The following is a 26,730-nucleotide window of genomic DNA, read 5'->3' on the forward strand; positions in this document are numbered from 1 at the left end:
CCGGCCCATGGATGAGGTGGAAGAGGAGGAACGGCGGTGACATCAGGCACCCTGCGGCACGAGCGGATCGAGCCGCGCGGCCTCGAACAGGAGATGCGCGAGTCTTTCATCGACTACTCGATGAGCGTCATCGTGCAGCGAGCGCTCCCCGATGCCCGCGACGGTCTCAAACCGGTCCATCGCCGGATCCTCTACGCGATGCGGGAGGAGGGACTGCACCCGTCGCGGCCGCACAAGAAGAGCGCGACGGTCGTGGGTAACGTGCTCGGCCGCTATCACCCGCACGGGGACAGCGCCGTCTACGACACCATGGTCCGCATGGTGCAGGATTTTTCGCTGCGTTACCCGCTCATCGACGGACAGGGCAATTTCGGCTCGATCGATGGCGATTCGGCGGCCGCCTACCGGTATACGGAAGTACGGCTTACGCCTCTGGCCGTCGATCTGCTCGAGGACATCGATCGCGACACGGTCGACATGCGGCCCAATTTCGACGGGCGCCTTACCGAGCCCGCGGTGCTCCCCTGCCGGTTGCCCCACCTCCTGCTCAACGGAAGCGACGGGATCGCGGTCGGGATGGCGACCAAGGTTCCGCCGCACAATGCGGTGGAACTCCTCGGCGCGGTCGACCACCTCGTCGAGAACCCGGAATGCGGCGTGGACGAACTACTCGCCCTCGTGCCCGGGCCCGACTTCCCGACGGGTGGCTACATCTGGGGCCGGACCGGCATCGAGTCCGCCTACCGGACGGGTCGCGGTCGGATCGACATGCGCGCCCGGATCCACCTGGAGGAGGCGAGGTTCGGAAAGAACTCGCTCATCGTCACCGAACTCCCCTACCAGGTGAACAAGACACGCGTCATAGAACAGATCACGCGGCTGGTGCGGGCCGGACGGGCCGACGCGATCACGGACCTCCGCGACGAGTCCGACCGGGACGGCATCCGGCTCGTGATCGAACTCAAGCGTGACGCCAAGCCGGAGAAGGTCGTCGCCACGCTGTTCAAGAAGACGCAACTCCGGTACACGTTCGGCGTCATCAACCTCGCCCTCGTCGACGGCAGGCCCGAGGAGCTCGATCTCAAGACCGCCCTCGGAATCTGGATCGAACACCGGCTCTCCGTGATCCGCCGCGGCGCGGCGCACGATCTCGACCGCGCCCGGGATCGGGCGCACGTCGTCGAAGGCCTTCGAGTGGCGCTGGACGACATCGGCCGCGTGATCGAGATCATCCGCGGATCGAAGACCGTAGAGTCCGCGAGAAGCGGGCTGCTGGCGGAGTTCGCGCTGAGCGAGCGGCAGGCCGACGCGATCCTGGCCATGCGACTCGTCCAGCTGACCGGCCTCGAACGCACGAAGCTGGCGGAAGAGCTCCTGGCGCTGCAGGAGGAGATCGTGCGCCTCTCCGCGCTCGTGGAGGATGAGGGCACACGGCGGAGCTTTCTGCGCGAGGAGCTTCGGGAGCTCGCGAGACGATACGCGGACCCCAGGCGGACCGAGATCCTCGACGATGGGACGACTTTCCGAGTCTCCCGGGGCGGCGGTGGCGAGACGAAACTCGTGCTCGTCAGCCGGGGCGGCTACGTGAAAGCCCAGGCGGCGGCGACGGGCGGGGGGCTGGCGGGGGCCGAGGCCCTGTCGAACCGGGAGGGCGATTTCGCGCGCCACGCGTTCCTGGCCGGCGGAGGGCAAACCATCCTGCCGGTCACGGCGCGCGGACACGCGCACGCCCTGCCCGTCTCCGCGCTGCCGCGGGGTACGCGCAGCTCTCGCGGCAGGCACCTGTCGGAGTTCCTGGACCTTGAGCTGGGCGACGAGATCGTCGTCGTCCTGCCGGTCGAAGACTTCGCTCAGGACCGGTTTCTTGTCGTCGTCACGCGACAGGGGCAGGTCAAGCGCTCCGCCCTGTCCGACTATGCCAATGCGCGCGCCGCGGGCATCATCGGGGTCCGGATCGCACGCGGCGACGAGGTCGTGGCGGCCTTCATCACCGAGGGCGGCGGCGACCTCCTCCTGGCGACCCGATCCGGCCAGGCGATCCGCTTTCCGGAGTCCGCGATCCGCGTCATGGGCCGTACGGCCCGTGGCGTGAAGGCGATCGAACTCACCCGCGGCGACGTCGTCGTGGCCGCCGCGGCCCCTCGGCCGGACGCCGATCTGCTGGTCGCTACATCGGCGGGCTACGCAAAGCGGATCCCCTTCACCGAGTTCCGGGTGCAAGGGCGGGCCGGGAAGGGATTCACGATCCTCCCGGAACGGAAACGGACCGGCCACCTGGTGGGATTCATCGAGGCGCATGCCGCGGACGAGGTCGCGTGGGAGCTGTCGGATGGCTCGGTGACGACGACCTTGGCGAGGGCCGCGATCCGGCGCGCCCCGCGGGAGGCGGGCCGTCCGGCGGTCAGCCTGCCCCCGGGCGTCGCGGTCGAAGCCGTGCACCCGATGCACTCCGGCCGGCGGGGGCAGACCGATTCCCCGCCCGCGGACGAGCCGCGGACGCCGCCCTCCCCTGAACGGACAGCGCCGGATGGCGCGCCACAGGCGGAGTTCGAGTTCTGAACACATCTCGGTTGCGTTATCGACACCCGTTTTCGGCGCGCGTACGTTCCGGTCGCGTTGACGCACCACGGCGGGAGGGACGGATGGTCAGACCTGTTGAGGCGGTTCGCGCGCGGCCGTTCCTCCGGCTCGCGTGGCTGGCGATCGCATCGCCGTTGCTGGGCGGCTGCGACGGAGCGTCGTCCGCCGGCAGTCCCCGGAGCGAGGCGGCACCCGGCGACACGGCCGCCATGTATGCCGCGCAGTTGGCGGAAAGTCTCGGTGGACGGGACGCGTGGGACCGAACGCGCTATCTCTCGTTCCGCTGGATCGTCGAGCGGGACGGACAGGTGGTGGCCAACCGGGAACACGCCTGGGATCGGTACGACGGGAGATATCGCGTCGCCTACGAACAGGAAGGCGCCGCGTACGTCCTGCTGTTCAACGTCAACGAGGTCGAGGAGCATCCCGAACTCGGCAAGGTTCCCGCCGGCCGCGCCTGGGTCGGCGGCACGGAGTTGACCGGTGCCGCGCGCGACTCCGCTCTGCGGCGGGGGTACGGGGCCTTCATCAACGATACGTACTGGGCCGTGATGCCCTTCAAGTGGGAGGACCTCGGCGTGCACCTCGCGTATGAGGGGACCCGGACGCTCTCCGATGGAGGCGAATACGCGGCGGTCCACCTCAGCTTCGATCAGGGCCTGGGCACCACCGAGGATCAGTACTGGGGCTTTCTCGACGAGTCGGGGCGAATGGCGGCCTGGCAGTATCACCTCGGACGGTCCGAAGCCCCCGGCGACGTCATCTGGTGGTCCGATTGGCGTCAGGTGGGCGACATCCAGTTCGCCATGACGCGAGTCATGGACGACGGAGAGCGCTTCATCTACTTCGAAGATGTCGCCGCGAGCGAGACGGTACCCGAAGGACGCTTCGACCCGCCGGCCACTTGAACGAACTCGGTTCCGGTCCCCCGCCGCCCCATTCGATCGTGTCCAGCGAAGACGAGGGACGCCGCTACAGGGAGGGCGTCTACGAACCGCTCGACGAGAACAACCTGCCGGACGCACCCGACGGCGGGGCCTTCCCGCGGCGGGGCCACGGGCCGCCCTTCAAGCTCGTGCGGGAGATGTCCCGGGTTCCCCGTCTCAAGTACATCATCGGTCCCTCCGTCATCGCACTCGGCATGGGGCTCGGCAGCGGAGAGTTTCTGCTGTGGCCCAACCTTGTCGCCGCGAACGGATTCTCCATCTGGTGGCTGTTCTGGATCGGGGTGGTCACGCAGTTCGTCGTCATCGGCGAGATCGAGCGCTGGACGATCGCCACGGGCGAGTCGACCTTCAACGGGATGGCGCGACTCGACCGGTTCGGGTTCTGGCCGTGGCTGTTCCTGGTCGCGACACTGGTGAGCTTCTTCTGGCCTGGCTGGGCGTCGCAGTCCGCCGAGTTCGTGGGCCAGATCGTCGTGATCAGCGGGGGGCCGGACATTGCGTGGCAGCCGATGGCGCTCCTCATGCTCGCCTGTATCTGGTTCGGGCTCGCGGTCTCCCGCATCGTGTACAACGTGCTCGAGCGCCTGGAGATCGCGCTCGTGGCGGGGTTCTTTCCGCTGCTCCTGATCACGCTGCTCGTCGTCGGCCTCGTCCCGTCGAACCTGCTCGAACTCGCGGTGGGCGCGGTCTCGTTCGGGCGCGCACCGGCGGAACTGTTCACGGGGGACCAGTTTCCGACGCTGATTCTCGCGGTGGCGTACGCGGGAACCGGAGGAACGCTGCTCCTCGCCCAGTCGCTGTGGCTGCGCGACAAGGGCTTCGGGATGGCGAGGTTCCAGGGGCGGATCGCCGGAATACGGGGCCGGAACGAGGAGATCAGCACGACCGGTTTCGTCTTCGACGCGGCCGATCCGACCGCACTCGGGCGCTTCCGCGGGTGGATGAGGATCGTACATCACGAACTGCTCGTCTCGTTCGTGTTCCTCACGCTCCTGAGCGTCGTCATCACGTGCATGCTGGTCGTCGAAACGCTCGGTACGGACCATCCCGGTCTGGCGGGAGACCTGACCGGGATGGTGACCCTTCAGGGCGAGGCGATCCAGCGCGTCGGCGGGCTGTGGCTGAGGATCGCGTTCCTGTTGGGAGGGTCGCTCGTCATCTTCTCGACACAGCTCGCGATCCTCGACACGGTGACCCGGATCACGGGCTGCATCTTCTACGAACGCTTCGGGCATCGCACGCGCTTCTTCACCCAGAAGCGCACCTTCCTCCTATTCCTGACGATCTTCGTGCTGGCCGCGATGGGGATCATCACCGCGTCGTGGATCGGCGGCGAGGGGCTGGACGTGCTTCAGCCCGATTTCCTGCTCCTCATTGCCGGGCCGTTCACGATGACCAGCATGTTCCTGTTCACGCTCGTGGTCGGCTACATGAACGTGCGGCGCCTGCCGGCTCAACTGGGCCCGCCGGCCTGGAAGCGGTGGAGCCTGCTTTGGGCCGCCGTCCTCTGGGGGTGGTTCACCGCCGAACAGCTATCCCGGACGGCGATGTCCGTCGCGGCCGTCGACCCGCGATTCATGGAGTCGCTGGCCCTGCACCCGATCCGGATCCTGTTCTACGCGTTGTGGCTCGCCGCCCTGGGCTGGTTCGCGGTCCGCACACTCCCGAGTGGGGAGAAGAGGCGGGCTCGAGCGTAGGACCCGGCGCCGAAGGGCGCGGACTCAGGTCGCGGGATCAGGCGTAGCCTCGGCCATTCTCCGGGCCATTTCCTCCGCGGCGTGCATCCGTGACAGGTCGAGCGAGAAGTCGGGCCGCTCCACCGGCGACAGCTTGTCCATGAGTTCACGGATTTCCCGCGGGGCAAGACCCGCCGCCTTGAGGTCGTCGCGGGTCGCCATCCCGTCGGCATGGATGGACCCCGCTTCGGCATCGGCACGAAGCAGGTGGCGCAGGATCGCGAGCTCTCCCGCACTCAGGTGCGCGCCCATGACTTCGTAGTCGATCCAGGCTTCGTAGCTGAGCGGCGCGACCCGCTCGAGCATCCCCGCCATCACCCGGCCGTACTCCTGGATCTCCCACTGCGCATGGGCGTCCACCCTGAGCCGAAGGAAGTGAAGCAGGTTGTGCAGGTCGATCTTCCAGTACCACTGCGTGTAGGTGGAGAGCGGCAAGTCGATGCGCGCCAGCTCCCGGGCGACATCTTCGGAGAGCAGCCACCCGTACGCGTCAGCCGCTTCGGTCCGCAGCCGCTCCCACCGATCGATCGCGCCTCGGTACAGGGCCCGAGGGGCGGGGTCTCCCTGCCGCCCCTGGTTGTTCAGACTGCTCTGATAGGCGAACTGCGCCGGGTCCGGCTCATAGAAGAGGAGCGGCAGGAGGCTGTACCGGGCGCTGAGTTCATTGACGGAGGCGGTGCGGTGCCGGATCCACTGGCGCGCCACGAAGATCGGCATCGAGCAGTGAAACTTGAACTCGACCATCTCGCTCGGCGTCGTATGGGCGTGCCGGCGCAGGTAGCGGACGAGACCGCGTGTCTGGCTGACCCGGCGGGTGCCGGCCCCATAGCTCACGCGGGCGGCTGCCTCTACGTCGGCGTCCGAACCCATGTAGTCGACGAGCGCGACGAACCCGTGGTCGAGCACGGGGAAGTACCCGCCGAGGATCTCCTCGGCCGCTGCGACCGTCGGTCTCTTCGTCTCCATGGGCTACCCGCGCGCCTCGAACCAGGTGGTTTCGGGCAGAATATCAGTTCGGCAGCACACGGGCGACCGCGCGCTGCCAGCCGGCATACAGCTCTTCGCGCACCCCGGGTTCCATGGCCGGGGTCCAGGCGCGGTCGTGCCGCCGCAGAGCGGCGACGCCCGGCAGGTCCGCGAACAGGCCGGCGCCGAGCCCGGCCAGCATCGCCGCCCCGAGCGCGGTCGTCTCCGTGACGGCGGGGCGGGCGATCTCGAGGTCGAGCATGTCGGCGAGGAACTGCATGGCCCAGGCGTTCCGGGTGAAGCCTCCGTCCACGCGCAGTCTCCGCGGGCGGGGCGCCCCGTCCGCCTGCATGGCGTCGATCAGTTCCCGCGACTGGTAGGCCACCGCCTCGAGGGCCGCGCGGGCGATCTCGGCCCTGCCCGTATCGCGCGTCATGCCGAGCAGCGCCGCGCGCGCGCCGGGGTCCCAGTGGATGCCGCCCAGTCCGACGAAGGCCGGCACGAGCACCACCCCCCCGGTCGAGTCGACGGAGCGGGCGAGCACCTCCGTCTCCGCCGCATCGGAGATGATGCCCAGCCCATCCCGCAGCCACTGAACCGAGGCGCCCGCGACGAAGATGCTCCCCTCCAGCGCGTAGGTGCGCTCACCCCCGAGCTGCCAGGCAACCGTGGTCAGCAGGCCGTGCTGCGAGGTCAGCCGCTCGGACCCGGTATTGAGGAGCGCGAAGGCCCCCGTCCCGTAGGTGAACTTCATCCCCCCCGGCTCGAACGCCGCCTGGCCGAAGGTGGCCGCCTGCTGGTCTCCGGCGATGCCCCGCACCGGGATCGGACGGCCGAACAGGTCGGCGCGCGTCTCGCCGAAATCGCCCGCGGAATCCCGAACCTCGGGCAGTACCGCGGCGGGCACTCGCAGCAGTTCGAGCAGTTCGCCGCGCCACTCACCCTCGCCAATGTCGTACAGGAGCGTGCGCGACGCGTTCGTCGCGTCCGTCGCGTGCACTCGCCCTCCGGTGAGGCACCAGAGCAGCCAGCTGTCGATCGTCCCGAAGGCCAGTTCGCCCCGCACCGCGGCATCGCGCGCTCCGGGGACCCGGTCCAGGATCCACGCCAGCTTCGTCCCGGAGAAGTACGGATCGAGCCGCAATCCGGTGTGGCGCGCGACCCGCTCCTCATGACCCGCCTCGCGAAGTTCGGCGCAGGCGTCCGCCGTCCGCCGGTCCTGCCACACGATCGCCGGGTGGATCGGCCTCCCGCTCGCGCGTTCCCACACGACCGTCGTCTCTCGCTGGTTGGTGAGACCGATCGCCTCCACAGGGTGCCCGAGGGCCTCGGCGGCCCCGATGACCTCCCGCGTGACCTCGATCGCGTCGTCCCGGATGCGCTCGGGATCGTGCTCCACCCAGCCCGGGGCGGGATAGCTCTGCGGCAACTCGCGTTGCGCAGTCGCGACCGGCTTCCCCGAAAGGTCGAACGCGATGGCGCGCGTCGAGGTCGTGCCCTGGTCGATCGCGACCAGGGCGGGTCCGCGCCTCAACGCTACGGCGACCGACGAACGAACTCGACCTGCGCGGTCAGGAGTCCCGCCGCCTTGAGGCCCTCGTCCAGCACCAATCGATCCATGCCGTCAAAGTAAACGGTGCTCGCCTGCATCCACAGCCAATCCTCACGGTCCGCAGGGAAGACCAGGGGAGTCGCCTCGAGACCTGCCAGGTCCAGGACCAGACCGATCGTGTGCTCCGACGTGATCCGGGCGAAGATGCGACCGTCCGGCAGAGGCCGGAGATTCGTTACGATCTCCGTTCCCAGAACTCGCTCAGGTCCTCCGAAGCTCTCAACGGCCTCGCGGTTAAGCCTCAGCCTGCGAGCCCGCATTTCCCTGGGCAGGAAGACAACGCTGACCAGCTCTCCGTCGGGATCGAAACTCGCGAGCGCGAGCTGGTCCCCGTCGAGGACATGGATCAGACCGTTCCCCGTAACCGTGACCAGGTCCACGGGCAACTGAAACACGCCTTCCGGGTCGGTGCGCAACTCGTCCGGGATCCGTCCGAAAGCTTCATTCCCCTGCGCCGTCACTCGTGCCAGGTAGTAATCCGGGAACGCGTCCCCCGCGACAAGCAGTCCGAGTTCCGAATGTAAAGCGACGTCGTTCGCGTTGCCGGGGACCTGCTGGCTGGTCACGAAGTCACCGTCCAGGGTCAGGTACGAGACTCGTCCGGTTCCGATGTCCAGCACCAGGACTTGATCGACCGCGGGGGCCATGCGCCTGGGGAACCTGTATTCTCCGGGGCCATCCCCATCCCTGCCCGCGATCCGCACGGGATTCAGGCTCCGGTCGAGGAGGACGACTCGTTGGTTGAGCCCATCGGCGACGAAATAGCCTTTGGGGGTCACGATCATGTCCGCGATCGAGCCCAAGCTGACGCGTTCGTCAAACTGATCGAGATGGGCGTCAAGCGACCGAATCTCGTAAGCCCGGCTGGTCTCGGCGAAATAGACGCGTCCGTCGTCTCCGGTGACCCGGGACTCACCACATGCCACGAGACCGAGGGCACTCGCCAGCGCGAACGCAGCCGTCCACGGGGCCGCTGCCGGCCACCGATCAGAACTCGGTGGCCGGCAACGGTTCGCAGCGCGGCCCGCTAACCGCACGGTACGCGGTCGCGAACCGATGGTAGGCACGTGGGGGCGCCTCACTGGAAGCCGAACTCGGTGTAATCATCACACCGGACCCGTATCGTTCCGCCGCCCGTCATCGAATAGGAGCCGACGTTGAAGGTCACGGAGAAACCGACCGAAACCCCCGCGCCGACACCGAAGTTGAGCGTCACGCTCTGAGAGCCCCGGAGCGTCCCGTGGGCTGGATTGCCGGGACCTCCCGAGATCATGTCCGCACATTCGCTCTGTGCCGCGGCTGCGGACGGCTGCACCAGCGAGAGCATCAAGGCCCCCGCAAAGACCCATCCCGCGGCGGGCACCCACGCCCCTCTGCGTCTGCTTCCGTTCGTCCTCATCATCCCTCACCTCCCCCTCGGATCCGCGAGGGCGACGCCCTGCCGCCCTCTCTGAACCGAGGATCCGAAGGGGTATCAACGGGGCGTCAACCGGGGAGATGTCGGTGAGACGAGAGATCCTGCGGATGCGACTCAGACGTCGAGGTTGCGGACGTATCGGGCGTGCCGCTCGATGAACTCGCGGCGCGGTTCCACGTTCTCGCCCATGAGGGTGTCGAACAGCCTGTCGGCGTCAACGGCCTCCTCGATCCTGACCTGAAGCAGCGTCCGCCTGTCGGGGTTCATCGTCGTCTGCCACAGCTGGTCGGCGTTCATCTCGCCGAGACCCTTGTACCGTTGCAGCGAGGTGCTGCCCTTGCCGTTGTCCAGCCGCGCCTGGGCGGCGACGCGCTCAGCCTCGTCGTAGCAGTAGAACTCCGTCTTTCCCTTCCACACGCGGTAGAGGGGTGGCTGTGCGATGTAGATGTAGCCGGCGTTGATGAGTTGCCTCATCTGACGGAAGAAGAAGGTCAGGAGCAGCGTCCGGATGTGGGCGCCATCGACATCGGCGTCCGTCATGATCACGACCTTGCGGTATCTCGCCCGGGAGAGATCGAACTCCTCGCCGATACCCGTGCCGATCGCCGTGATCATGGCCCGGATTTCCTCGTTCGAGAGGATCCTGTCGATCCTCGCCTTCTCGACGTTGAGGATCTTCCCGCGCAAGGGGAGGATCGCCTGGTAGTTCCGGTCGCGCCCCATCTTCGCGCTCCCGCCCGCGCTGTCGCCCTCCACGAGATACAACTCGGCAATCTCCGGGTCCGTGATCGAGCAGTCCGCCAGCTTGCCGGGCAGGATGCCGGTCTCGAGCGCCGACTTCTTGCGGGTCAGGTCCCGCGCCTTGCGCGCCGCTTCCCGCGCCCGCGACGCCTGGATGGTCTTCTCGATGATCTTCCTGGACGGGCCGGGATTCTCCTCCATCCACGTCCCGAGCCCCTCGTTCACGAGGCTCTCGACGATCCCGCGCACTTCGCTGTTCCCCAGCTTCGTCTTGGTCTGCCCCTCGAACTGCGGCTCCATGACCTTGACCGAGAGGACGGCCACGAGCCCCTCGCGCACGTCGTCGCCGCTCAGGGCGGGATCGGCCTTCTTGAGGATGTTGTTCCGCTGCGCGTAGCTGTTGATCGTGCGGGTGAGGGCGCCCTTGAACCCCGAGAGATGGGTTCCGCCCTCGTGTGTGCTGATGTTGTTGACGAAGGTGAACGTGTTCTCGCTGTAGGCGTCCGTGTACTGCATGGCGAGTTCGATTTCCGTGTCGTCCTGGTCGCCGGCCACGAAGATCACGTCGGAATGAAGCGCCTGCCTGTTCCCCAGAAGATACTTCACGAACTGGGCGATCCCGCCCTCGAAGTGGAAGTCGCGCCGGAGCCCCTCCCGACGCTCGTCGACGAGGGTGATCCGTACGCCCCGGTTCAGATACGCGAGTTCGCGGAGCCGGTTGGCGAGCGTCTCGAAGCTGTATTCGAGATTCTCGCCGAGCCCGGTGAAGACGTCGGGGTCCGGCCGGAAGGTGACCGTGGTCCCCGTCTCCTTCGTCTTCCGCCCCTTCCCGAGCTTGCCCTGGCTGACACCCCGTTCGTATCGCTGCGACCACACATGGCCGTCGCGGCGGACCTCGACCTCCAGCCATTCGGAGAGCGCGTTCACGACGGAGACCCCCACGCCGTGCAGCCCGCCCGAGACCTTGTAGCTCGACTTGTCGAACTTCCCGCCGGCGTGGAGCGTCGTCAGCGCGAGTTCGACGCCGGGCACCTTCTCGGTCGGGTGAAGGTCGACCGGGATGCCGCGCCCGTCGTCCGCCACGCGGATCGACTGGTCCTCGCCGATCCTTACGTCGATCCCGGAGCAGTAGCCCGCCATCGCCTCGTCGATCGAGTTGTCTACGACCTCGTAGACGAGATGATGCAGTCCGCGCCCCGACGTGGACCCGATGTACATGCCGGGACGCTTGCGGACGGCGTCCAGCCCTTTGAGGACATGGATCTTTCGCGCCGTGTAGTCCGAGTTGCCCTGGTCGTTGCCCGCGGGTTTCCTCCCGGTCTTCGACTCCGTCATCAACCCCTCCCGCTCCTGTTTCGGCCGCGTCGCGCGGCGACCGTCGGCGATTCGCCGGACTGCACGAACATGATCTGGTCGATCCTGCCGCGGTCCCGGCCCTCGTTGAGGCGGGCCAGCAGCGTCCGCCGCATCATGCTCAACTCCGTCATCCAGGCCGCACCCGACACCTCGATGAACAACGTCCCGGCTCTCAGCCCGCCGACCCTCGTCACGCGGGCGATATGCGGCCCCACGACGCGCTCCCATCGCGCGGCGGTGGCGCTGCGCTCCACCCGCTCGCGGATGCCCATCCGGTCGAGCATCTCCGTGAGCAGGCCGCCCACGCGTTGTGGGCGCCGCCGGGCGGCCGCGGTGTCACCGGGGCGGCGGGCGACCCGATCCGCGCCGCTCATGCGATCAGCCGTCCATTCCGGAGATGCCAGCGCGCCAGTTCTCCGCCCCGCAGGCCGACATCGCCGGGCTTGGGCGCGGTGAGGATCACCTGCCCATCCCGTTCGGCTTCGAAGAGCCGCAACAGCCGGCCCGAGCGGTCCTCGTCGAGTTCCGCGAACACATCATCCAGCAGATACACGGGCTCCCTGCCGAGGCGCTCTCTGAGCCGGTCGGCCTCGAGCAGACGCAGCGCGAGAGCCGCGGTCCGCTGCTGACCGCTCGATCCGTAGTTCCGCAGGTCGCGGACGCCCTCCGGCGCCTCGACGTCGAACCGGATCTCGTCGCGGTGCGGACCGATCACGGTCATGCCCCGCCGTCGCTCGCGTTCCCGGGTCGCCTCCAGCGCCCTCCGGAACCGCTCCGTCCATGCCCCGTCTCCGTCGGACTCTCCCGCCGGATCGCCGGACACGATGGAAGCGGCATAGCGCAACCGCGCCGCGTCACCTCCCGAGATCCGCGCATAGAAGTCGCCGTATCGCTCCGCCCCCTCCGACACCCACGTCGCCCGCCTCTCCGCGAGGAATGCCCCGACCTCGATCAACCCGCCCGTCCAGGCGTCGATCTCTCGACTCGACCAGCCGCGCCTGAGCGCTTCGTTCCGCTGCGCCAGGAGACCTCGGTAGCGCTGCAGCGCCGCGAGGTAGCCCGGCACACCCACGGAGAGCGCCACGTCGAGAAACCGACGCCGCAGCACCGGCCCCCCCCGCACGATCTCGGCGTCCTCGAGCCGGAAGGCGACGACCCCGACCGAACCGATCCCGGCCGAAACGCGGTCCACTTCGAGCGCATCGACCTCGACCTTCTTGATCCGCCGGGACCGGTCGTAGGCCGCGGCCACGGAAGTCGCCCCCTCGACCACGCCCTCCACCCGGAACACCGTCTGCCCGAACCGCACGAGTTCACGATCCCGGACTCCGCGGAAGGACCGGAACACCTCGAGGTAATGGATCGCCTCGAGCAGGTTCGTCTTGCCCGATCCGTTGAGCCCGATGATCGCGACGCCCTCCTCCGGGAACTCGCACTCGAGTCGCTCGAAGTTGCGATAATCACTCAGGGTCAAGCGCCTGAGGAAAGGCGCAGAGGACGCCTCGGGCCGGCGGACGGACGGTGCCTCCGGTGTCTTCATCACGTATCCCGAAAATACCGCGAAAACCCTTATGCCGCAAGGAAATCTAGGGATCCGTGGTCGCGTCCTCCGTCTCCCGCAAACGGTTGCCCGCCAGGTCTCGCGAGGTCAGCTTCGAGGACGTTCATGACGCCATTCCTCCACCGCGGCCGACACCGCCCGATCGTGCGAACGAAACGCTCCCGAGGGGCCGTGCTGCCGCTTGGAGCCGTGCTGTCGCTCGCACCGCTTCATGCCGCCGCCCAGGCCGGGGAGATGATCCCGGAAGCGGAGGTGGTCGCGGACCGGACGGGGCGGATGTGGCGGGATCTCGCACTCGGAGCGGGCGTCCTGGGCGCGGCGTTCCTCCTCGATGAGCCCGCGCGCGACGTCGCCGGGGAACTGCAGGGCACTCTGGGGGACGACCTGGCCGGGATCGGCCATGGCTACGGCGACTGGAAGCGGACGGCCCCCTTCCTCGCGGGGGGCGGACTTCTCCTCGGAGTGACGCTCGATGGAGGCCGGGGAGTTCGGAAGGCGACATCGGCGTTCTTCGGCGTATTCGTCGGATCGATGTCCAACACCCTCCTCAACTGGACGCTGGGCCGAAGCCGCCCACGGGAGGAGAGGGGGTCGCTGCACTTCGACCCGTTTCGGAACAACGCCTCGCTGGGGTCGGGCCACACCGCCTACGCGTTCGCGATCGCGGCCGCGGTCGACGAAGTGACCGACGGCGGGTGGGCGATCCCCTTCTACGCCGTGGCTGCCGGCACCGGCCTCGCCCGGATCTACGGAGACCGGCACTGGCTGTCCGATGTCGTGGCGGGGGGCTTCGTAGGGCTGTGGGTCGGGCGTCGAGCGACCCGCGCCGCCGCGGGGTGGCTGCGCGTGGCCGGTGCACCGGAGGCTGACGACGAGGTCCCCGCTTCCGGGGTTCGGATCGAACCTCTCGTTCTCGTGGACGGCGTCGGGTTGCGGCTGCGCTTCTAACAGCCCCCGCTGCACCCCCGGCGGCCGACCCGGGTCCCCCTCCTCTCCGGAGCGCCCCGGAATCGCGCCCCGTATGCGGGGGATTCACGTTCCGCGTGGAACCGGTGCCGCGGATCCCGGATGCTTCCCGCAGCAAGGAGTCATCCCATGGTGTACGTGCCCAGTCTCTGGATGCCGATCCTCCTGGCCGCCGCGCTCGTGTTCGTCGGGAGTTCGGTGATTCACATGGTTCTCGGCTACCATCGGAAGGACTTCAGGGGTGTTGCCGACGAGGATGGCCTCATGGATGCGCTGCGCGGGTTCGGGATCCCGCCCGGGGACTACTCCTTCCCCCACGCGGGCAGCAAAGAGGTCATGGGTAGTGAGGAATTCCGGGAGAAGTGGACGCGCGGACCGACCGGGTTCATGACGCTGCTGCCGTCACGAGGCCCCTCCGACATGGGCACGCAACTCGTGCAGTGGCTCGTCTACTGCCTCGTCGTGAGCGCGTTCGCAGGGTACGTGACCGGGCTCGTCCTCGGACCGGGCACCGGCTACATGGAGGTCTTCCGCATGTCGTCGACGGTGGCCTTCGGGGGATACGCGCTCGCGCACCCGCAGAGGTCGATCTGGTACGCCCAGGCGTGGGGGACGACCGCCCGCAACGTGTTCGACAGCCTCGTCTACGGACTGCTCACGGGCGGCGCCTTCGGCTGGCTGTGGCCCGCCTGACCCGCTAGGGCGCGCATGAGCGTCACGGGAGGTCCTCCAGACGGAGTGCCGTGCGCCAAGCCGCTATTTGTTGCTCGGTATGCTGCCGCTTGAAGCGTCTCCGGGGCCGTGCTCCCACGCTGTCCGCGAGAGCCTCAAGCGACACAACCCTGTCGAGCCACCCGAGCGCGTGAGCGGCGGCGATGGCTGCCCGATCCCCGCTACACAGTTCGAACTCGGCGGCGAACGTCCGCGCCAATGCCAATAGATCGCGTTCACCGGGGTCCAGGCGGTGGGCATCAGGATAGTAAAGTCGAAAGGCGGCTGCGACCGCCGGTGTAAGGGCCATTACAGTCGCCCGGCTGATGTCTTGTTCGCTGACCGGGACATATCCTTGCGTAGAAGGGTCGCCGCGCCGCAACTCTTCGGCGCATTCGTCGGCCATAACGACCCGCCTCTGGCCGCTGATGGCGTTCCAGCAACTCGTGTCAACCGCCTCGATAACGATCATGGTGTCCACGAGTATGATGCCGGCCGAGGCCACCGTTACTGTGTTAGGCTTCGAAGTACGGCTCGTGGCCATAGTCCCGGAGGAGCGAAGCCAGATCCGGTAGCGGTAGATCGAGTAAGGAAGCCGTCCGCCTCACCGAGAGGCGGCCAGTATCGAGAGCCGTGGCGATTCGATCGATGAACGATCGGCTGAACGGGAGCGCGTCTCGCGCGACCGCCGACGTTCGGCCGTTTGTGCCGATGCGCCGGTCGTCGATGCAGTCAAGTTCGGCCTTCGAGAGCAGACCGAGGTTGTAGAGGCGCCACTTGCACGCAACGCCAGACACTCGCAGTGCGTCGGCGATTCCGTTGATGCGATCGTGAAAGTCCGCCAGCATCGCCCGTCCTTCCCAATGCCCCCTCAGAATGGCCTCAGGCATGAGAAGGGCGGCGGCGAAGTTCTCCGCCAGCCGCTCGACACGCCAGCCGTTCCCGTCCCTGGGAATATCGACAACGTCCGTCCGCGCCGGCGGCATCGTGTCCCATGTGAGCAGGTGAAACAGTTCGTGGGCTGAGTCGAAGTTCCGACGTCCGTCGGAGTCGCCCCGACTAACGAAAACGCAGTTCAATCCCGGAACCCTCGAGGCGGCCCCCGAAATGCCGTGCGGCGCGTCAACGTGGAGCACCAGGATCGAAGCGCGGTCCTCCATCGCCGATCGCAGGGTGGCCGCAGGGCACGAGCCCAGTTGCCATCGGTCGGCCACCCACTCACCGGCCGCCTGGGCGTCCTCGAAGGACGATTTCGCCGTCAGGGCCAACTTGAACTCGAGCCATCGCTGTTGGTGACCCTGCTCGGTTGACAGCTCGCGATACATCGCAATCCAGCACCCGGCGCGGTGCTGGAAGTCGTCAAGAACCGCGCCTGCTACATCGGTCGTCGTCCGGAATGAGAACTGGCCTTCGCCGACGAGTTGGAACGGATCGGTGAAGTAATCGAGGTCCACACCGAGCATGCTCATCGCCCCAATGAGTTCCTGGGCGCTCAGGCGACGTTCTCCCGATTCGATCCGGGCGAGCGTCTGCCGATGCCCCAGACCCAAGGCGTCGGCGAGTTGCTGCTGAGTCAAGCCGACCCGTTGGCGAGCAACTCTCAGTCGCAACCCCATGCGAAAATCTTGCTTCATTAGCATGAATGCAACGCTAACGTTGCATAGGGTGATTTGCAATCCTCGTGGTGTCGGACGGCACCCGCTAGTCGGCGCACCGCCTGGGCGGCAGGGGGCCTTCCGGACGGAGGGCGAGCATGACGCGGACGCTCGCGCCCGGGACGAGCGCCACGTCCTGTGCGATGGACTCGAAACCCTCACAGACGGCGCGGATGCGGTAGGAGCCCGGCGGCAGATCCTCGATCGAGAAGCGGCCGGCGGTGCCGGTCACGGCGCGGAAGTCGGTGCCCACCAGCACCACGGGCACGTTTTGAAAGGGCCGGCCCGTACCCTCGTTCACGACCAGGCCGGTGATCGCACCCGGCACCGTCACCGGCACGGTGAGCTGCACTTCCGTGCCGGAGGCGGCATCGACGACCGTCGAGAGGCCCGGGTCCGGGCCGTAGGCGGCCTCCAGCTCCACAGCCACGCCGGCCGGCAGGTCGCACAGCCGATACCGTCCGAGCGAATCCGTCCGCACCGCCAAGTCGCTGCGCCCGGCGCCATCCGGAATCGCGTACGAGGCGTACACATGCGCCGCCGGCAGTCTCACCTCGGTGAGTTCGTCCTCCACGAATCCGTCGAGCGCGACCTCGCCCGGACGGCCGGCGGGCTCGCACAGCTTCACCTCGATCTGCGGGACCTCCGCCGTTCGAGCCGTCCAGTCGGACCACAGGATGATCGCGCCGCAGGCGGCCGTGGTGTCGTTGAACGCGAAGAGGGGGATCGGCGCGGGTGGCGTGTACAGTTCCGCCGCGCCGACGTCCGTCACGGATAGTTCGTCGAGGATCCGGGGGGCCGGCCCGACCGCGGATCTGTGCAGGCCCGCCGCGTTGATGGACGCCGCCTTGCTCGTCCCCCATCCCGCGGCCTGGCCGATGAGCCTCTCGTCGTAGTAGACGGGGACCTGTGAACAGCGCGACAGGGGGGCCCGCATCTGCAGGTTCGACACGAAGTGCGACAGCCTGATGAAGCCCGCGCTTCGGGTCCGGATCCATTCGGGTTCGAAGTAGGTCCCCCAGCCTTCCTCGAGCCGGTCGTAGAAGCCCGTTTCCGCGAGGCGGGGCGGCCGGCCCTCGATGTCGACGTTCAGCGGCTCCATCAGGATCGCCCTCGGCGTCAGCCGCAGGTTCAGCGTCGCCAGCGCATCGGGGCCGATTTCGAGCGGCGTGCTGAGGCCCTCATAGCCGATGCGCCGCACGCCGAACACGTACTCGCCCGGTACGACTCCGTCGAACACGAAGCCGCCCGCCGGGCCGCTGAGCGTCTCCCGGACCGAACCGGCGAAGTCGGCGAGACGGACCATCGCGCCCTCGATCGGCTGGTCCGTCGTCTCGTCCGTCACGGTGCCCACCACCCGAACCGCCTCCTGGGCCGCCAGCGCCCGAGACCCGGGAACGATCCACACAACGGCCGCAATTGCCAGCAGAAGAAGAAGCGATCCGCGCGCCGTCTCGATCGTCTTCCTCCCATCAGAGGGTCACGAGTGACTATCCCTCAGACGTCGCGAAGCGAGCGAACGTCACGCGCGGCGCGCTGTCCGCGAGGGGCGGCTACTTCACGAAGTCGGAGACCACGGGTTCGGGGCCGCTGTAGTCGTAGAACCCCTTCCCCGTCTTCCGGCCGTGGTAGCCCGCCAGGAACATGCGGCGCAGCAGCGGCGGGGAGGCGAAGCGCGCCTCCTTGTACTCGTTGTACATGATCTCCGTGATGTGGTACAGCGTGTCGAGGCCCACGAAGTCGCCCAGCGTGAACGGGCCCATGGGATACCCGCAGCCCAGCCTCAGCCCCTTGTCGATATCCGGAATCGACGCGATGCCGGACTCGTAGGCGCGGATCGCGTCCAGCATGTAGGGGACGAGCAGCCGGTTGACGACGAAGCCCGTGTTGTCCCCGCACGCGATCGGGCTCTTCCCCACCGACTTCGCGAAGGCGAAGGCGACATCGAACGTCTCCTTCGAGGTCTGCCCGCAGCGGACGACCTCCACCAGCGGCATCACCGGGACCGGGTTGAAGAAGTGGAGGCCGACGAACCGGTCCGGCCGGTCGGTCCCGGCCGCCAGTTCCGTGATCGAGAGGCTCGACGTATTCGACGCGAAGACCGCGTCATCCTCGCACACGCCGCCGACGGCGCCGAACAGTTCGTGCTTCGCCTCGAGGTTCTCCGTGATCGCCTCGATGACGAGGTCGCACCCGGCGAGATCCGCCAGGTCGACGGTCGGGTGCAGGCGACCCGCGATCGCGTCCCGTTCCCCGGGCCCCAGCTTCTCCTTCGCCACGGCGCGGTCGAGGTTCTTCTCGATGCGGGCCATGCCGCGGTCGAGGAACCCCTGCTCCACCTCGCGCACCACGGTGTCGTAGCCGGCCGCCGCGCTGACCTGCGCGATCCCGCTCCCCATGAGCCCGGCGCCCACCACCCCGACCTTCCGAATCTCAGTCAATGTCGACTCTCCTCCCGAATATTCCCTTGAAGATGTGCTCCCCTCACCAGGGGAGCTTCTGGTGCCACGGCTCCCTCGCGCCGCCCAGATCCTCACCGCGCTCGAGGCGGTCGAGGAGACCCCGGAGCGAGAGTTCCATGCGCTGCCTCGGCTTCGCCATCGTCGACCGGGCCGAGACCGTCGCCACCCCGAGGCAACCCGAGAAAATCGCGATCCCCCCGAGGATGGGCAGGATCCCGCCGCCGGTCGCCAACGTCAGCCCGATCCCGCCTGCGACGCCGCCCACCGTCATCCCCCCGAACCATCCCCCGAGGTGTTCCGTGCGGACGTTCGTCATATCGGCCGTCAGGGTGACGAGCGACCAGTCGTTCTCCAGAGGTTCGGTCACGACCTGGAGGCTCCGCGCCTTGGCGAGGGTGTAGCCCCGGCCGCTGAAATCCAGGCCGCGGCGCATCTGGGGGACGAGCCCGGCCGCCGGCTCCCAAAGCGATCGACCCGGTCGCGAACGAACCCGCCGCAGGAGTTCCTTCTCCGAGAGGTACGGCTCGAGATTCGCCTCGATGTCGTCCGGACTCCCGGGAGCGACCCGACTCGCGCTCACGATCGCCGGCCCGCACAGCCTGCGCGCGAGTCCGGTGTCCGCCGGGGTCTCGGGAAGCAGCGAGGCGGCCTCGACCTCGGCCAGCGCCTGCCGGACATGGCGTTCTTCGAGACCGACCTCCGCCCCGATCTGGATCACTTCACGCGCGCCGATCGAGCCGTCCACCGCCGTCGAACTCCTGAACTGGAGGTCCGAGGCCCGGCGGATCACGCGTTCGAGTTGCTCCCGCGTGATCGTGGCGGGGACGGACGGACGGCTTGCCGCGGGAGCGGGCGGCCTGCGTTCCCCGGGACCGGAGTCAGCCGGCGGCATCGCGTTCTCTGGCCACGCTATCCGGCTGGCCAGCAGCCTCCTCGGCCTCGCCGGCCGCCTCGGCGCCGCGCAGTCTCGGCGCGCCTTCCGCGCTTTCGAGCACCCTTCCCACGTCCTCCGACATCTCCGGAGGCGAGAAAGCACGCTCCGCGGCCTGCGGCCGGGCCCTGAACAGACCGGAGAGCGACCCGAGGTCGACCGGGAGCGGGAAGATCGTCGTCGAGTTGTTCTCCGCCGCGATCTCGGTCGCCGTCTGCAGGAAGCGCAACTGCAGAGAGGCCGGGTATTCGCTCAACTGCCGCGCCGCGTCCCGCAGGTTCGCGGCCGCCTGCAGTTCGCCCTTCGCGTGGATCACCTTGGCGCGCCGTTCCCGTTCCGCCTCGGCCTGGCGCGCGATGGCCCGCTTCATCTCGTTCGGCAGATCTACATCCTTGACCTCGACGCCGGTGACGTCGATCCCCCACGCGTCGGTGCCCTGGTCGATGATGTCCCGCAGGATCTGGTTGAACTTCTCCCGCTCCGCGAGGACCTCGTCCAGTTCGGCCTGCCCGATCACCGACCGCAGCGTCGTCTGCGCGAGCTGGGAGGTGGCGAAGAGGTAGTCCTCGATCTCGAGGATGGCGCGTCGAGGGTTCGCGACCCGGAAGTAGAGCACCGCATTGACCTTCACCGACACGTTGTCGCGGGTGATGACGTCCTGCGGCGGGATGTCCATCGCGATGATCCGCAGGCTCACCCGTTCCATGCGCTCGACACCGAAGGGGACGAGGAAGATGAGCCCGGGCCCCCGCATCGGACGGACCCGGCCGAGCCGGAACACAACGGCCCGCTCGTACTCCCTCATGATCCTGAGACTCGTGGCGAGCGCGAGCGCCCCCGCCCCGGCGAGTATGAAGAAGAGGGGATCCATGTTCAGTACCTCCGACAGCTGGGGAGACCCGGGGTCAGGCGTCGACTTCCACGATCACGGCCGCCCCCTGTCCACCACCGATGCAGGCCGCCCCGAGTCCGAGCCCGCCGCCCCGGCGCCGCAACTCGTGCAGCAGGTGGCCTGTGATCCGGGCTCCCGTCATCCCGAGCGGATGGCTGAGCGCGATCGCTCCGCCGTCCACGTTGACCTTGTCCCGGTCGAGACCCAGTTCGCGCTCGACGGCCAGGTATTGCGGGGCGAAGGCCTCGTTCACCTCGACGAGGTCCATATCCTCCAGCGACAGGCCGGCCTTGTCGAGGGCGATGCGGGACGCCGGCGCGGGCCCGATGCCCATGATATGGGGCGGCACCCCGGCCACGGCGTACGAGACGAGGCGCCCGAGCGGCTCGAGGCCGTGCGCGGCCGCATACTCGGTCCCGGCGAGAACGAGCGCCGCCGCGCCGTCCCCGATCCCGCTCGCGTTGCCGGCGGTCACGAGGCCGTCCTTCTTGAAGTACGGCCGCAGCTTCGCCAGCCCCTCGGTCGTCGTGTCCGGGCGCAGGTGTTCGTCCCGATCGAAGGACGTCTCCCTTCCCTTGCGCCCGACCGTCACGGGAACGACCTCGTCCGCGTATCGGCCCGCCTCCCAGGCCTCCGCAGCAAGCCGCTGGCTCCGCACGGCCACATCGTCGGCCTCCGAGCGCGAGATTCCGTATTCCTCGGCCAGATTCTCCGCCGTCTGGGCCATCGAGAAGCCGCAGTAGGGATCGGTGAGCGCCTCCCACAGCGAGTCCTCCAACTTCGGCGCCGGGCCCAGCCGCAGGCCCCAGCGCGCACCGCGCACGATGTGCGGCGCCTGGCTCATCGACTCTGCGCCCCCCACGAGGCACACATCGCTCTCGCCGAGTTCGATCTCCTGCGATCCGTCGATGACCGCCTGGAACCCCGACCCGCAGAGGCGGTTCACCGTCACCGCCGGCGTCTCGATCGGCAACCCGGCGCGGAGCCCCACGTGCCGCGAGAGGTAGATGGCGTCGGCCGAGGTCTGCATCACGTTGCCCATCACCACATGGCCGAATTCGGCAGCTTCGACGCCCGAACGTTCGACCGCCGCGGACGACGCGACAACGCCGAGGTCGACTGCCGAGTGCTCCTTCAGGCTGCCGCCGAAAGCCCCCATGGCCGTCCTCGCCGCGGAGAGAAAGACCGTACCGTTTCCGTTCGTGCCGCTCATCTCTGCTTCCCCCTGGTCGATGTCCGAGGCGGGTCGGGCTCCGGCCGTCCGGTGAAGACGCACCGCCCCGCGGGTGCAACGTAGCGAAGGAGATCAGGGCGCGCCCGAGGCCACCCGTCCCGCGATCCAGGCACCCACCTCGGCGGTCGTAGCGCCGCCTCCGATGTCCGGCGTGCGGACCCCGCGCGCCAGAGCCGCGTCGACCGCCCCCTCGAGTGCATCCGCCGCCTCATCGGCCCCGTGATCGCGCAGGAGGAGCGCCGCGCTGAGTACGGCCGCCATCGGATTGGCCCGTCCGGTCCCGACGATGTCGGGCGCGCTGCCGTGCACGGGCTCGTACAGGCCATGCACGCCCGGGTTCACGTTGGCCGAGGGCGCGAGCCCCGGTCCGCCGACGATCTCGGCCCCCAGATCCGAGAGGATGTCGCCCAGGAGGTTCGAGGTGACGATGACGCCGAACCTGGCGGGCACCCGAATCATCTCCATCGCCAGCGCATCCACATAGCGCATCTCGGACGCCACGCCCGGGTACTCCGCGGCGATCTCCGAGAAGACGCGGCGCCAGAGGCCGAACATGTGCGGGACCGCGTTCGCCTTGTCGGCGAGCGTCACCCGCAGCCCCCGGGGGGCCGCGTGCTCGAACGCCCGGCGTACGATGCGCTCGACCGCGAAGCGGCTTGCGACCGACTCCGACACGGCGACCTCCTCCGGCGTCCCCGCGTTCTCGATCCGGCCCACGCCCACGTAGAGACCCTCGGTGTTCTCGCGGAAGATCTCGAAATCGATCGGCGCGGAAGCCGCCGACTTCAGGGGCGACAGTTCCGGCGCGCGCAGCCGCAGGGGTCGTCGGTTGATGAACAGGTCCAGCCGCACCCGCAGGCCGAGCAGGAGGTCTCGTGCGTGCTCCCCGTCCGGCACGCGGGGGTCGCCGACCGCGCCGAACAGGATCGCGTCGAAGTCGTCCCTCAGCGTCGAGAAGGTCGCCGGGGAAAGGGTCTCGCCCGTGGCGAGGTAGTGATCCGCCCCATGCGGGAATGCCGTCAATTCGAGATCGGCGAGGCCCGCGGAAGCCGCGGCGTTCAGCGCGCGACACGCCTCGCGGGTGACCTCCGGACCGATCCCGTCCCCGCCGATGACCGCGATTCTCAGCGCCGGGGGGCCGGCCGCTCTTGCCACGAGCTGCTAGCGTTCGATCTCGAGCGCGCCGACGCGGGCCGAATCCTCCAGAAAGGCGCGCGCCGTCTGCCACGACACGGGGAGGCCGGTCAGGGCCTGCAGCCGCATCGCTTCGTCCCGCATGAAGTCGGAGAGCGATGCGCCGGGCCGGTCCGATCCGTTCCGCATGGCCCGGACGATGCCGTCCCAGTCGCCCTCGTACACCATCCCGTTGGCCGCTCGCACACGGTGCACTTCCCCTTCCGCGGCCGCGGCCGCGGGAGGGCGTCCGAACAGATCGAGCTGACCCGCGCCCGGCCAGGGCGACAGTCCTCTCGCACCCGCCTCCAACTCGGCCAGCAGGCGCTCCTCCGGCGTCGGGTCGGGCGTGAGTTCCTCCAGCGCCAGCAGGTAGGGACCCAGCTCCTCGGCGTCCGCGGGAAGGTCCCGGAGGCGGCGCTTGAGTTCGATGATCCGCCAGGCCACCGCCGGGTCCGAGACATCCGGCGCCGGGATCGTCTCGAGTTGCGCGAGGGCGGCACGGAAGTCGCCGCGCTCGTAGAGGACGTTTCCGTAGAGTGCGCGAGCTTCGCCGAACCCTGGATCGCGCCGGACGGCTTCGCGGCTCCAGTACAACGCCCCCTCCGAGTCCCCTTCCCGGTAGAAGGTGAACGCAAGATCGAGCGCCGCGTCGGCGCTCTCCGGGTCGGCCGCGAGCGCGAGCCGGAAGAAACGTTCGGCCCGTCGCAGGAGGCCCTCGCGCAGGAGGCTTCGCCCCACGCAGAGCATGAGTTCGACGTCCTGGTCGTATCCGAGTTCGACCAGCGCCTCGAAGAGCAGAAAGGCGGACGCCCGCTCTCCCAGCTTGAGGAGGACATCGCCCTGCCCGGCCAACGCCTCCTCGTGCTCGGGGTCGAGCCGGAGGACTGCCTCGAACGCAGCCCGCGCCCAGGCGTACTCCTCGCGCGCCAGCCTCGTATATCCGAGGGAAACGAGGAGTTCGATCGAGTCCGGATAGCGGGCGAGCGCCTCCTTGAGGAGGCCGAGGGCCTGGTCGAAGTCGCCTGCCTCGTACAGCCGTTGCGCTTCGGCGTCGAAGTGTTCGTAGTTCCAGGGATCGGGCTGGTTCAAGCGAAGAACCTCAAGCCTGGTACCTTCTTGACGTTGGTTCGGCGTTCCGGAGCGGAGCCTTTCGTCGAGGGGCCGTGCTGAATCTCGGGCTCGCCCGGCCGCCTAGCAAGTTGCTTCCGCTCCGTCACGGTCCGAACGCCTCGCGCAGTTCACGGACACCCTCCTCGTCGATGCCGTGCAGGGTGAGACGGGTGATCCGGCGGTCGGCCAGCTCCGCGACCTCCAGCTCGGCGCCTCCCAGCGGGACGCGGTCGCCCGGCTCCGGAATCCGCCCCAGCGCAGCGATCACGAAGCCCGCCACCGTGTCGTATTCCTCCGCGTCCTCGAGGTCGTCGATCCCGAGGCCGGAGAGGAGATCGGCGAAAGAGACGCCGCCCCCCACCGCGACGGCCCCATCGGCGCCCACCTCCAGCCCCTCCTCCGCCTCGTCGTGCTCATCGTAGATCTCCCCCACGATCTCCTCGAGCAGATCCTCGAGCGTCGCGATGCCGTCGGTACCGCCGAACTCGTCGACCACGACGGCCATGTGCGTCTTGCGGGCCCGCATCTCCGCCAGCAGATCGTCGATCGGCTTCGACTCCGGCACGAACAGGGCTTCGCGCATCATGTCCCGCGCGGGGAGCCCCGATGGCCGTTCGGCGACCACGTCGGCGAGCAGATCCTTCAGCACGACGATGCCCACGATCTCATCGAGGGAACCTTCCGTTACGGGGAGCCGCGAGAAGCCCGATTCGGCCGCGACCTCGAGGATCGCCTTCGTCGGGTCGTCAGCGCTCACGGAGACGATGTCGAGCCTGGGCGTCATCACCTCTCGCACGACCGTGTGCGTGAGGTCGAACACGCCCTCGATCATCGCCTGCTCGTCCTTCTCCACCACGCCCTCGCGAAGGCTCTGCCGGACGAGCAACTCGATCTCTTCGGGGCTGTGGGCGTGCTCGAGGCCATGCGTGTCGCCGACCGGGACCCGGATCAACCGCAGGAAGAGCCTCGCTGATCCGTTGAGCAGCCAGATGGCGGGTGACATGACGCGGTTGAACGTGAGGAGCGGACCCGCGAGGTGGCGGCTCACACCTTCCGGACGGAGCAGGGCGACTGTCTTCGGCGCCAGCTCTCCGAGCACGATATGGAGGTAGGTGATGAGGATGAAGGCGACGACGATCGCGCTCGCGTGGACGGCGGCGGGGCTGGCGGCGAACCCCAGCGCGGCGAACACCGGTTCGAGCGAACGGGCGAGGGTGGGCTCTCCGATCCAGCCCAGGCCGAGAGAGGCGAGCGTGATCCCGAGTTGCGTGCCGGAGATCGCTCGGTCGAGATCGTCCTGCGCCCTCCGGACCACTCCGGCCCGTCGGTCGCCGGCGTCCGCAAGCTCGCCGATCCGGGTTCGGCGGGCGCTGACGAGGGCAAACTCCGCGGCTACGAAGAATGCGTTCGCCGCCACCAGCGCGAGGACCGCGCCGAGCCTCAGAACGAGTCCGAGGTCCATTCAGCGGCTCGTGTTGCTAGACCCCGGCCTCCTCCGCCTTCCGGACCGCACCGCCATGCGGAATCGCCGGGGCGCAGTACCTCTCGCCGATCTCGCGCAGGGTCGACAGTTCGATCGGCGTCAATTCGGGGTATCGTTGCCCCAGGTACTCGATCGTGTCGTCGAACCACTCCTGACGTTGATCGTCCGCGGCGTCGAGCACGCCGCAGCGTCGGATGTGGCTGAAGAGTTCGTCGCGGGCCCGGTCACTCGACTTCGGCACGTAGCTTCCTTTGCTCAAGGCACCTCCTGGCTGGTTGTCCGTCGCTAGGCCGGCTTCGGTATCAACCTAGGACGAACCAGCGCAGAAAGGGAGACCGCCGGATCCCCGGGCCATTTTAGCGGTCGACATCCTCCGCGCCGGAGGTGAAGTCGCGGAGGTACATGCTGACCGCTCCTCTCCGCATGCGGCTCTTGATTTGCACGACCAGTCGCCGGTCGTCGTCGGAGATGAAGACCTCCGCCTCCCCTTCCTCCGCGAACAGGCCGCCGGTCTGAATGATCGGACGGACGACGATCGTCTCGAACGTGCCCGCGGGAACGCGGATCCGCTCGCGCCGGAGAACCTCGACGATGACCGGATTCCCGTCCTCCTCGAAGTGGCGGTTGAACTCGTAGGTCCGGCCGATCTCGAGGGGCAACGCCCGGATCAGGAAGAGATAGGAGATCTCGTCCAGCGCGCCGGGCGGCATCGGAAGGTCGCGCTGCCGCCGGTGCGGACGGTAGGCTCCCGCGTCCTCGTCCCAGTCCTCCCGCGTCGCCGTCAGGTTGTCGTGATCCAGGTCCCAGCGGCGGTGCCGACGATAGCTGCCCTGCCGGAGGACTTCCTCGAAGCGGAGTGACCGATACGGCTCGGTCGCGAGCCAGCTCACGGTGCGGTCGTCCACCCGATAGAAGGGTACGCCCCCCTTCATTTCCATCGTGAGCCGATAGGCGGGCGTACTCCGGATCGTGTCCTGCGCCTCGACGCGCAGGTACATGCGGCCGAAGCTGACGGGTCCCAGCAGCATGCTGTACTCGGCCTCGTCTCCGATCCGGAACGGGACCGCCCGGGGAAACGCGCCGTCGTCCACCATTCCCTCTCCCGCCTGACCCGAGAGCGGGGGTGCTCCGGCGGCAGAGGCGACCAGGACCGCGAGCAAGATGGACGCGCGACGGAAGAAGGGGCCCGACATG

General features: G+C 68.3%; 23 protein-coding genes and 1 pseudogene. 5 read left to right on the plus strand and 19 right to left on the minus strand.

The genetic code is table 11. From position 1 onward, the window contains the following. The first annotated feature begins 36 nt into the window (after positions 1-36). The 3 genes from gyrA to ACPXY0_RS12115 all read left to right on the plus strand — a co-directional run bounded on the left by gyrA (position 37) and on the right by ACPXY0_RS12115 (position 5,224). Complete coding sequence (gene gyrA, locus ACPXY0_RS12105; protein WP_423924882.1) at positions 37-2,559, plus strand: DNA gyrase subunit A; 2,523 nt, start codon at positions 37-39, stop codon at positions 2,557-2,559. An 83-nt stretch (positions 2,560-2,642) separates the two neighbouring features. Then, on the plus strand, positions 2,643-3,488 hold the full coding sequence (locus ACPXY0_RS12110; RefSeq protein ID WP_423924884.1) for a hypothetical protein: 846 nt from the start codon (positions 2,643-2,645) through the stop codon (positions 3,486-3,488). Beyond that, entirely contained in the window at positions 3,485-5,224 is a 1,740-nt protein-coding gene (locus ACPXY0_RS12115) for an Nramp family divalent metal transporter (RefSeq protein ID WP_423924886.1), read from the plus strand. The genes ACPXY0_RS12110 and ACPXY0_RS12115 overlap by 4 nt, the downstream gene beginning before the upstream one ends. A 24-nt stretch (positions 5,225-5,248) precedes the next feature. On the opposite strand, the gene thyX is transcribed toward ACPXY0_RS12115, so the two are convergent. The 7 genes from thyX to recF form a co-directional block, all read right to left on the minus strand. Then, on the minus strand, positions 5,249-6,229 hold the full coding sequence (thyX, locus tag ACPXY0_RS12120) for an FAD-dependent thymidylate synthase (RefSeq protein ID WP_423924888.1): 981 nt from the start codon (positions 6,227-6,229) through the stop codon (positions 5,249-5,251). A 43-nt stretch (positions 6,230-6,272) separates the two neighbouring features. Then, on the minus strand, positions 6,273-7,763 hold the full coding sequence (gene glpK / locus ACPXY0_RS12125) for a glycerol kinase GlpK (RefSeq protein ID WP_423924890.1): 1,491 nt from the start codon (positions 7,761-7,763) through the stop codon (positions 6,273-6,275). Positions 7,764-7,765: 2 nt separating this feature from the next. Continuing rightward, positions 7,766-8,767 carry a hypothetical protein gene (locus ACPXY0_RS12130; RefSeq protein ID WP_423924892.1) on the minus strand — a complete coding sequence of 334 codons (1,002 nt, stop codon included), beginning with the start codon at positions 8,765-8,767 and terminating at the stop codon, positions 7,766-7,768. A gap of 152 nt (positions 8,768-8,919) precedes the next feature. Next, positions 8,920-9,240, minus strand: coding sequence for a hypothetical protein (locus ACPXY0_RS12135; protein WP_423924894.1), 321 nt, complete (start codon positions 9,238-9,240; stop codon positions 8,920-8,922). A 132-nt stretch (positions 9,241-9,372) separates the two neighbouring features. Next, positions 9,373-11,334, minus strand: a complete 1,962-nt coding sequence (gyrB, locus tag ACPXY0_RS12140; protein ID WP_423924896.1) for a DNA topoisomerase (ATP-hydrolyzing) subunit B — start codon at positions 11,332-11,334, stop codon at positions 9,373-9,375. Further along, the gene (locus ACPXY0_RS12145; protein WP_419940688.1) at positions 11,334-11,729 is read right to left on the minus strand and encodes a DUF721 domain-containing protein; all 396 of its coding nucleotides are present in this window, start codon (positions 11,727-11,729) and stop codon (positions 11,334-11,336) included. Before ACPXY0_RS12145 ends, gyrB begins: the two co-directional genes overlap by 1 nt. Further along, entirely contained in the window at positions 11,726-12,895 is a 1,170-nt protein-coding gene (gene recF / locus ACPXY0_RS12150; RefSeq protein ID WP_423924898.1) for a DNA replication/repair protein RecF, read from the minus strand. The genes ACPXY0_RS12145 and recF overlap by 4 nt, the downstream gene beginning before the upstream one ends. 192 nt (positions 12,896-13,087) lie before the next feature. On the opposite strand from recF, the gene ACPXY0_RS12155 reads away from it, so the two are divergent. Beyond that, positions 13,088-13,864 (plus strand): phosphatase PAP2 family protein, encoded by a 777-nt coding sequence (locus ACPXY0_RS12155; protein WP_423924900.1) that lies wholly within the window; start codon positions 13,088-13,090, stop codon positions 13,862-13,864. A gap of 147 nt (positions 13,865-14,011) precedes the next feature. Beyond that, complete coding sequence (locus tag ACPXY0_RS12160; RefSeq protein ID WP_423924902.1) at positions 14,012-14,575, plus strand: hypothetical protein; 564 nt, start codon at positions 14,012-14,014, stop codon at positions 14,573-14,575. A 22-nt stretch (positions 14,576-14,597) separates the two neighbouring features. Here the strand turns inward: ACPXY0_RS12160 and ACPXY0_RS12165 are convergent, their stop codons facing one another. From ACPXY0_RS12165 to ACPXY0_RS12220, 12 genes and pseudogenes are all read right to left on the minus strand, one after another. Then, positions 14,598-15,065, minus strand: a complete 468-nt coding sequence (locus ACPXY0_RS12165; RefSeq protein WP_423924904.1) for a hypothetical protein — start codon at positions 15,063-15,065, stop codon at positions 14,598-14,600. Positions 15,066-15,108: 43 nt separating this feature from the next. Then, entirely contained in the window at positions 15,109-16,233 is a 1,125-nt protein-coding gene (locus ACPXY0_RS12170) for a helix-turn-helix domain-containing protein (RefSeq protein ID WP_423924906.1), read from the minus strand. 61 nt (positions 16,234-16,294) lie between these two features. After that, positions 16,295-17,605 carry a carboxypeptidase regulatory-like domain-containing protein gene (locus ACPXY0_RS12175; protein ID WP_423924909.1) on the minus strand — a complete coding sequence of 437 codons (1,311 nt, stop codon included), beginning with the start codon at positions 17,603-17,605 and terminating at the stop codon, positions 16,295-16,297. Between the two features lie 196 nt (positions 17,606-17,801). Further along, the gene (locus ACPXY0_RS12180) at positions 17,802-18,689 is read right to left on the minus strand and encodes a 3-hydroxyacyl-CoA dehydrogenase family protein (RefSeq protein WP_423924911.1); all 888 of its coding nucleotides are present in this window, start codon (positions 18,687-18,689) and stop codon (positions 17,802-17,804) included. A gap of 43 nt (positions 18,690-18,732) precedes the next feature. Further along, a complete protein-coding gene (locus ACPXY0_RS12185) occupies positions 18,733-19,602 on the minus strand; it encodes a hypothetical protein (RefSeq protein ID WP_423924913.1) in 870 nt (289 codons plus the stop codon). A gap of 190 nt (positions 19,603-19,792) precedes the next feature. Then, a pseudogene (locus ACPXY0_RS12190) lies at positions 19,793-20,512 on the minus strand (slipin family protein); the annotation flags it as partial. A gap of 34 nt (positions 20,513-20,546) precedes the next feature. Beyond that, positions 20,547-21,746 (minus strand): acetyl-CoA C-acetyltransferase, encoded by a 1,200-nt coding sequence (locus ACPXY0_RS12195; protein WP_423924915.1) that lies wholly within the window; start codon positions 21,744-21,746, stop codon positions 20,547-20,549. A gap of 93 nt (positions 21,747-21,839) precedes the next feature. After that, entirely contained in the window at positions 21,840-22,922 is a 1,083-nt protein-coding gene (locus ACPXY0_RS12200; RefSeq protein WP_423924917.1) for an isocitrate/isopropylmalate dehydrogenase family protein, read from the minus strand. Positions 22,923-22,928: 6 nt separating this feature from the next. After that, on the minus strand, positions 22,929-24,032 hold the full coding sequence (locus tag ACPXY0_RS12205; RefSeq protein WP_423924919.1) for a tetratricopeptide repeat protein: 1,104 nt from the start codon (positions 24,030-24,032) through the stop codon (positions 22,929-22,931). Positions 24,033-24,156: 124 nt separating this feature from the next. Continuing rightward, the gene (locus ACPXY0_RS12210) at positions 24,157-25,515 is read right to left on the minus strand and encodes a hemolysin family protein (RefSeq protein WP_423924921.1); all 1,359 of its coding nucleotides are present in this window, start codon (positions 25,513-25,515) and stop codon (positions 24,157-24,159) included. 16 nt (positions 25,516-25,531) lie between these two features. Then, entirely contained in the window at positions 25,532-25,795 is a 264-nt protein-coding gene (locus tag ACPXY0_RS12215) for a hypothetical protein (RefSeq protein WP_423924923.1), read from the minus strand. Positions 25,796-25,892: 97 nt separating this feature from the next. Further along, entirely contained in the window at positions 25,893-26,729 is an 837-nt protein-coding gene (locus ACPXY0_RS12220) for a DUF3108 domain-containing protein (RefSeq protein ID WP_419940674.1), read from the minus strand. Position 26,730 lies beyond the last annotated feature (1 nt).

Origin of the sequence: Candidatus Palauibacter sp. (genome assembly GCF_965237495.1) — a bacterium.
Taxonomy (GTDB): domain Bacteria; phylum Gemmatimonadota; class Gemmatimonadetes; order Palauibacterales; family Palauibacteraceae; genus Palauibacter.

Coding starts and splice junctions, on each gene's coding strand:
- gyrB (WP_423924896.1), bottom strand. CDS start 11,334: ATGACGGAGTCGAAGACCGGGAGGAAACCCGCGGGCAACGACCAGGGC.
- ACPXY0_RS12220 (WP_419940674.1), bottom strand. CDS start 26,729: ATGTCGGGCCCCTTCTTCCGTCGCGCGTCCATCTTGCTCGCGGTCCTG.
- ACPXY0_RS12210 (WP_423924921.1), bottom strand. CDS start 25,515: ATGGACCTCGGACTCGTTCTGAGGCTCGGCGCGGTCCTCGCGCTGGTG.
- thyX (WP_423924888.1), bottom strand. CDS start 6,229: ATGGAGACGAAGAGACCGACGGTCGCAGCGGCCGAGGAGATCCTCGGC.
- ACPXY0_RS12160 (WP_423924902.1), top strand. CDS start 14,012: ATGGTGTACGTGCCCAGTCTCTGGATGCCGATCCTCCTGGCCGCCGCG.
- ACPXY0_RS12170 (WP_423924906.1), bottom strand. CDS start 16,233: ATGCTAATGAAGCAAGATTTTCGCATGGGGTTGCGACTGAGAGTTGCT.
- ACPXY0_RS12195 (WP_423924915.1), bottom strand. CDS start 21,746: ATGAGCGGCACGAACGGAAACGGTACGGTCTTTCTCTCCGCGGCGAGG.
- ACPXY0_RS12145 (WP_419940688.1), bottom strand. CDS start 11,729: ATGAGCGGCGCGGATCGGGTCGCCCGCCGCCCCGGTGACACCGCGGCC.
- ACPXY0_RS12135 (WP_423924894.1), bottom strand. CDS start 9,240: ATGAGGACGAACGGAAGCAGACGCAGAGGGGCGTGGGTGCCCGCCGCG.
- ACPXY0_RS12110 (WP_423924884.1), top strand. CDS start 2,643: ATGGTCAGACCTGTTGAGGCGGTTCGCGCGCGGCCGTTCCTCCGGCTC.
- ACPXY0_RS12165 (WP_423924904.1), bottom strand. CDS start 15,065: ATGATCGTTATCGAGGCGGTTGACACGAGTTGCTGGAACGCCATCAGC.
- recF (WP_423924898.1), bottom strand. CDS start 12,895: ATGAAGACACCGGAGGCACCGTCCGTCCGCCGGCCCGAGGCGTCCTCT.
- ACPXY0_RS12185 (WP_423924913.1), bottom strand. CDS start 19,602: ATGCCGCCGGCTGACTCCGGTCCCGGGGAACGCAGGCCGCCCGCTCCC.